Source organism: Thalassolituus sp. UBA2009 (assembly GCF_002335285.1).
Taxonomy (GTDB): Bacteria; Pseudomonadota; Gammaproteobacteria; order Pseudomonadales; family Oceanobacteraceae; genus Venatoribacter; species Venatoribacter alkanivorans.
This window is the reverse complement of sequence record NZ_DDCJ01000033.1, coordinates 1-6,698: the sequence shown is the minus strand read 5'-3', so window position 1 is coordinate 6,698 and position 6,698 is coordinate 1. Positions and strand designations below refer to the sequence as shown.

General features: G+C 52.2%; 5 protein-coding genes. All 5 read left to right on the top strand.

Annotated elements, in window-relative coordinates; genetic code table 11:
- Positions 1–347: 347 nt before the first annotated feature.
- Positions 348–1,463: a cell division protein ZapE gene (zapE, locus tag B3P58_RS03840; RefSeq protein WP_286716158.1), complete on the top strand. Its 1,116-nt coding sequence runs from the start codon at positions 348–350 to the stop codon at positions 1,461–1,463.
- Between the two features lie 307 nt (positions 1,464–1,770).
- Entirely contained in the window at positions 1,771–2,406 is a 636-nt protein-coding gene (gene betI / locus B3P58_RS03835; protein ID WP_286716156.1) for a transcriptional regulator BetI, read from the top strand.
- Positions 2,407–2,417: 11 nt separating this feature from the next.
- Positions 2,418–3,872, top strand: a complete 1,455-nt coding sequence (betB, locus tag B3P58_RS03830) for a betaine-aldehyde dehydrogenase (RefSeq protein WP_286716154.1) — start codon at positions 2,418–2,420, stop codon at positions 3,870–3,872.
- Between the two features lie 4 nt (positions 3,873–3,876).
- Positions 3,877–5,577 (top strand): choline dehydrogenase, encoded by a 1,701-nt coding sequence (betA, locus tag B3P58_RS03825; protein ID WP_286716152.1) that lies wholly within the window; start codon positions 3,877–3,879, stop codon positions 5,575–5,577.
- A 25-nt stretch (positions 5,578–5,602) separates the two neighbouring features.
- Positions 5,603–6,529, top strand: coding sequence for a choline ABC transporter substrate-binding protein (locus B3P58_RS03820; protein ID WP_286716150.1), 927 nt, complete (start codon positions 5,603–5,605; stop codon positions 6,527–6,529).
- Positions 6,530–6,698: the final 169 nt, after the last annotated feature.

The following is a 6,698-nucleotide window of genomic DNA, read 5'->3' as shown; positions in this document are numbered from 1 at the left end:
TGAAGTCAGCGACTGGGCTGAGCGCGTCGTGCCAACGCCGCACTATCAGGTGTTCTGTGACGGCAGCCATTTTTTTCATGGTCGCCTGACCGATCTTAAGGCCAGCCTGCAGGAAGACTGGGCGCCGCTGCTTAAGGCGGCCGGGCTGAGCTGATAGGGTTTAGTTGAGAGGGTTGAGTTGAGAGGGTTGAGTTGAGAGAGCAGGGCTGAGTCAGTGGAAGAGGGTGGTTTGGCAGGTATTTCCTGCCGTCCGACCTTGGTCAGGATTTGCACTTTTGCCCCTGCTTGGTTAAATTGCGCGCCCTGAATTTCTTCCCGATATCCCACTTCTATAAGGGAGACTGTCTGTGTCTACGCCCTGGGAACTCTATCAAGCCGATCTGCAACGCGATGACTTTTCTTATGATGCCGCGCAGGAAATGGCGGTTAAGCATCTGCAACGTCTGTTTGACGACCTGGTCGCCGCGGAAAACCGCCGTGCGCAACAGGGGTTGTTCGGTAAGCTGGCTGGCAAGCTGAGCAAGAAAAAGCCGGAACCGGAAAAAGGGATTTACTTCTGGGGCGGCGTCGGTCGAGGTAAGACCTATCTGGTCGATACCTTCTACGATGCGCTGCCGTTCAAACGCAAAATGCGTACTCACTTTCACCGCTTTATGCAGCGCGTACACCGCGATCTGACGGCGCTGGCCGGCGAAAAGAACCCGCTGAATATCGTTGCTGACCGCATTGCCGATGAAGCGGCGGTAATCTGCTTCGACGAGTTTTTCGTCTCCGATATCGGTGATGCGATGATTCTCGGTGGCCTGATGCAGGAACTGTTCAACCGTGGTGTTACCCTGGTGGCCACGTCCAACATCGTGCCTGACGGTCTGTACAAAGACGGTCTGCAGCGTGACCGCTTTATTCCGGCGATTAAACTGCTGAATAAATACACCGAAGTGGTGAATGTGGACTCCGGTGTTGATTACCGTCTGCGCACGCTGGAGCAGGCCGAGCTTTATCATTACCCGCTGGATGACGGCGCCGAAGCCAGTCTGCAGAAAAGTTTCGACAGCCTGATCGCCGATCCGCGCCACGTTAAAACCAACTGCACAGTGGAAATTCTGGGACGTAAGATTCCGGTTAAAGCGCTGTGTGACGATATCGCCTGGTTTGAATTTACCGCGCTGTGCGATGGCCCGCGTTCGCAGAACGATTACATTGAGCTGGGTAAGCAGTTCCACGCCATTCTGATTTCGAATGTGCCGGTGATGGGGGTTAAAAACGACGACCTGGCGCGCCGTTACATTAACCTGATCGATGAATTTTATGATCGTGGCGTGAAGGTGATTATGTCGGCCGATGCGGCGATTCCGGCGATTTACGGTCAGGGTAAGCTGGAGTTTGAATTCCAGCGTACCACCTCGCGTATGCTGGAGATGCAATCACACGAATACCTGGCACGCGAACACCGCGCCGAGTAATAGCGGGCCACGTTTGTGGCCTTGCTGTCACGTATAAATCAGACAATAAACGCAGCTGCCGCATTGCCGGGGCTGCGTTTTTTTATGTCTGCTTTCCGGGAAATGAGTATTTTTGCCGCTGTTCAGTATAAAAATTCCATAGATATCTAATTAATTTTTACCCCTGCTCAGGGCGCATGGTGGCTGGTCTGCGGCCTTTTTGCTACTTCTCCGCTGTGTGCTTTGTCCTGCGCTGATGGGTTGATCCATAGAGAGCTAAACTTTAGACTCGTATTGATTGAACGTTCAATCAATGGCGGGAAAGCAGTTGAGTAACGGTTTAAACAGAGCAAATATCGAGGGATTACGGCGTCAGCAGCTGATTGACGCCACGCTGAAATCCATTGAGTTGTATGGGTTTCAGGGCACCACCATTGTCACCATCAGCAAGCTGGCCGGTATGTCGTCAGGCATTATCAGTCATTACTTTGGTGGCAAGCAGGGCGTGATTGAAGCCGCCGTGCGTTATCTGCTGGATCAGCTGAAGCAGGGCTTGTTGCAACAACTGCAGGCCGGTCAGGCGCGTCAGGTATCACCACGCGAGCGCCTGATGATGATTGTCGAAACCAACTTTGCCGGTTTTCAGCGCTCGTCTTCGGCCACCGTTACCTGGCTGGCGTTCTGGGCGAAAGCCATGCACGACCCGGCTCTGGCCCGTTTACAGCGGGTAAACAGCCAGCGTCTGAACAGCAACCTGCTGTATTCCTTCCGCCAGCTAATGGCTGATCCCGCCGACGCCCGTGATGCCGCGGCGATGACCGCCGCCATGATTGACGGCATGTGGCTGCGCAGCACGCTCAATCTGACACCGGCAACCGATGAGGCTTTTAACGAAGCCGAGCGTCTGTGCAAAGCCTTTATAGATTCACTGATAGCGACCAGGGGTCGCTCCGATTCCCGATGAGATCTGAATCCATGCGACTGATGAATTTTATTGATGGCCGGTTAATGGCCAACCAAAGCGGTGAAACCTTCGATGTGATCAATCCGGCAACTGCCGAAGTGGCTTATCAGGTGGAGGTTGCCGACGACAGCATTAAAGCCGCTGCGCTGGCCAGTGCCCAGCGTGGTTTTGAACAATGGTCAGCAACCCCGGCGATGGAGCGCAGCCGTATTTTATTAAAAGCGGTGGCGCTGCTGCGTGAGCGCAACGATGAACTGGCTGCCGGTGAAGTACGGGATACCGGTAAACCCTGGCAGGAAGCCTCCGTAGTGGATGTAGTTACCGGTGCCGATTCAATTGAATTTTTTGCCGGTATCGCACCAGCCATTGAAGGTAATCAGCAGGATTTGGGCGGTGATTTTTATTACACCCGCCGCGAACCACTGGGTATCTGCGCCGGTATCGGTGCGTGGAATTATCCGCTGCAGATTGCCTGCTGGAAATCCGCTCCGGCCCTGGCCTGCGGCAATGCGATGATTTTTAAACCGTCGGAAGAAACCCCGTATGGCGCCGTCAAGCTGGCGGAAATATTTATCGAAGCCGGTGTGCCTGCCGGTGTGTTTAACGTTGTTCACGGTGCGGCCGAAGTGGGCGCCTGGCTGACGGCAGAAGAGCGCATTGCCAAAGTATCTTTTACTGGTGAGGTCGGCACAGGCAAAAAAGTAATGGCTGCCGCGGCTGGCAGTTTAAAAGATGTAACCATGGAACTGGGTGGTAAATCGCCGCTGATTATTTTTGACGATGCTGATCTCGACGATGCGGTCTCGGCGGCCATGCTGGCGAATTTTTATACTCAGGGTGAGATCTGCACCAATGGCACACGGGTATTTGTGCACGAAGCGGTATATGACGATTTTATGCAGCGTCTGCTGAAACGTACCGAAAATAATATTGTGGCGGGTCATCCGATGGACCCGGACGTGAATTTCGGCGCTTTAATCTCGGCCAAACACCAGCAACTGGTTCTGAGTTATATCGACAAAGGCAAAGCCGAAGGTGCGACGCTGGCCAGTGGTGGTTTTGCGCTGGCGCCGGACAGTGCGCCTAACGGCTATTTTGTTGCGCCCACCATTTTTACCGATTGCCGTGATGATATGACCATCGTGCGCGAAGAAATTTTTGGCCCGGTGATGTCGGTGCTGACTTTCCGTGATGAAGATGAAGTGATTCGTCGCGCCAACGATACCCGTCTGGGTCTGGCGGCCGGGGTCTTTACCCGCGATATCCGCCGTGCGCACCGGGTAATTCATCAGATGCAGGCCGGTATCTGCTGGATTAATGCCTACGGTGCCTCACCGGCGGAAATGCCGGTGGGTGGATATAAATTGTCCGGTATCGGTCGTGAAAACGGCGTCGAAACCATTAAACACTACACCCAGTTGAAAGCGGTGTACGTGGGTATGAATCCACTGGAAAGCCCATTCTGAGGAAATGCCCATGAACGAATTTGATTACATTATTGTCGGTGCCGGCTCAGCCGGTTGTGTGCTGGCGAATCGTCTGAGCGAAGATCCGCAGGTATCAGTATTGCTGCTGGAAACCGGTGGCTCGGATAAAAGTATTTTTATTCAGATGCCAACCGCATTATCCATTCCGATGAATACCAAAAAATACGCCTGGCAGTTTGAAACCGAGCCGGAGCCGTATCTCAATAACCGCCGTATGCATTGCCCGCGCGGTAAGGTGCTGGGTGGCTCATCATCGATTAACGGCATGGTGTATGTGCGTGGTCATGCCCGTGATTTTGATGAGTGGGAGGAAGCGGGCGCGACCGAATGGGATTACGCCCATTGTTTACCTTATTTTAAAAAGGCTGAAACCTGGGCCTTTGGTGGTGATGAGTACCGCGGCGACAGTGGACCGTTAGGCGTTAATAACGGCAATAATATGCAGAACCCGCTGTACGGCGCCTTTATTAAAGCCGGACAGCAGGCTGGCTATGACTTTACCGCCGACTATAACGGTAAGCAGCAGGAAGGTTTCGGCCCGATGCATATGACGGTAAAAAATGGCCTGCGCTGGTCAACCGCCAATGCCTATCTGCGTCCGGCGATGAAGCGCAATAATTTAACTGTGATTACCCATGCGCTGGTGCATAAGGTTCTTTTGGACAAGCAGCCGGATGCATTGCGTGCAACCGGTGTGCGCTATGAGCGTAAAGGCAAAATTGAAAACCTGCGGGCGCGTAAAGAAGTTATTTTGTCGGCCGGTTCCGTTGGTTCACCGCATATTCTGCAGTTATCCGGTATTGGTCCGCGTGAGGTACTGGAGAAAGCCGGTATTGAAGTAAATCATCACTTACCGGGTGTCGGTGAGAATCTGCAGGATCATCTCGAATTTTATTTTCAGTTTAAATGCAAACAGCCTATTACCCTGAACAGCAAGCTGGGGTTATGGAGTAAGTTTTTAATCGGCAGTCGCTGGCTGTTTACCCGCAAAGGTCTGGGCGCAACCAATCATTTTGAGTCCTGTGGCTTTATCCGCTCAAAAGCCGGGGTTGAGTGGCCCGACCTGCAATACCATTTTTTACCCGCAGCAATGCGTTATGACGGCCGAACAGCGTTTGATGGTCATGGTTTTCAGGTGCATATCGGTCATAACAAACCGAAAAGCCGTGGTTATATCCGCGCTGTCAGCGCTGACCCGCACAGCGCACCACGTATTCTGTTTAATTATCTGCAGCACGAAGATGACCGCGAAGGTTTCCGCGATTGCGTAAAGCTGACCCGGGAAATTATTGGTCAGCCGGCATTTGATGCCTATCGCGATGGTGAAATTCAACCGGGCGAGCAGGTGCAGACGGATGAGCAGATCGATGAATTTGTACGCAGCAATGTCGAAAGCGCGTATCACCCATCCTGCTCCTGCAAAATGGGCACCGATGAACTGGCTGTGGTTGATCCTGAAGCCCGCGTTCATGGTGTGCAGGGACTCAGGGTAGTTGATTCCTCCGTTTTTCCGACGATTCCCAACGGCAATTTAAATGCGCCCACCATTATGGTGGCCGAGCGTGCGGCGGATTTTATCCGTAGCAGTCTGACAGGCCGCTCACAGATATTACCTCCCGGTAACACAGAGGTTGGTATGGAAGCCGACTGGAAAGAAAAACAACGGACTAATCCGCCGGCATGATCCGGCAAAAAAATGCAGGAGATACATGATGACTTTACGAACGATTTTATTATCCATGGTTCTGGCCGCAGGTTCTGCCGCCCAGGCAGAGCAGTGCGATAGCATACGCTTTTCTGATGTTGGCTGGACAGATATTACTGCCACCACCGCTCTGGCTTCTGTGGTGCTGGAAAGTGCAGGCTATCAGACCAGTACGCAGTTACTGTCGGTACCGGTGACCTATAAGTCGCTGGAAAATGGCGATATTGATGTATTTCTGGGCAACTGGATGCCAACCATGGAAGGCGACATTAAAGCCTACCGTGAACGTGGTACGGTCGATAACGTGCGTAAAAACCTGAGTGGCGCCAAGTACACACTGGCAGTTCCTCAGTACGTTTATGATGCCGGAGTAAAAACCTTTGCGGATATCGCTAAATTTGCCGATAAGTTTGATAAAAAAATCTACGGTATTGAGCCTGGTAACGATGGTAATCGTCTGATTCAGGACATGATTGATCAGAATGCTTTTGGCCTGAAAGGCTTTGAAGTGGTGGAATCAAGCGAAGCGGGTATGTTGTCACAGGTTAAGCGCAAAACCCGCCGTGATAAGTGGATTGTTTTCCTTGGCTGGGAACCACACCCGATGAACAGCAACTTCGATCTGGCGTATCTGGAAGGCGGTGATGAGTTCTTTGGCCCGGATCTGGGTGGCGCCTCAGTATTTACCAATACCCGTAAAGGCTATGTTTCCGAGTGTGCGGAAATCGGTAAATTCCTCAATAATCTGAGCTTTACCCTGGAAATGGAAAATCAGGTGATGGCGGCCATTCTTGATGATGGTAAAAAGCCGAAAGCAGCAGCCAAACAATGGCTGAAGAATAATCCTGACGTACTGAGCGTCTGGCTGAAAGACGTTAAAGCCGCTGATGGTACGCCGGCTTTAAGCAAGGCTCAGGCTGCTTTCCGCTAAGTATCCATAAACGCAGGAAGTTAGGGCCTGTTAACACTAAGTGAATCGAGCCTGCTGAGAGCCAGTTTTTCTCAGAACAAGGAGAGAGGAGTGATATTAGCTGTAGTAGTTCAGACCCGATCTGAAAGTCGCCCGTTTTAAGCTGGTGCCTGTCAGGTTACATATGGGT

What these genes read in the sequence shown, in the direction of transcription:
- betA (WP_286716152.1), top strand. Translation starts at nt 3,877, where the DNA reads ATGCCCATGAACGAATTTGATTACATTATTGTCGGTGCCGGCTCAGCC.
- B3P58_RS03820 (WP_286716150.1), top strand. Translation starts at nt 5,603, where the DNA reads ATGATGACTTTACGAACGATTTTATTATCCATGGTTCTGGCCGCAGGT.
- betB (WP_286716154.1), top strand. Translation starts at nt 2,418, where the DNA reads ATGCGACTGATGAATTTTATTGATGGCCGGTTAATGGCCAACCAAAGC.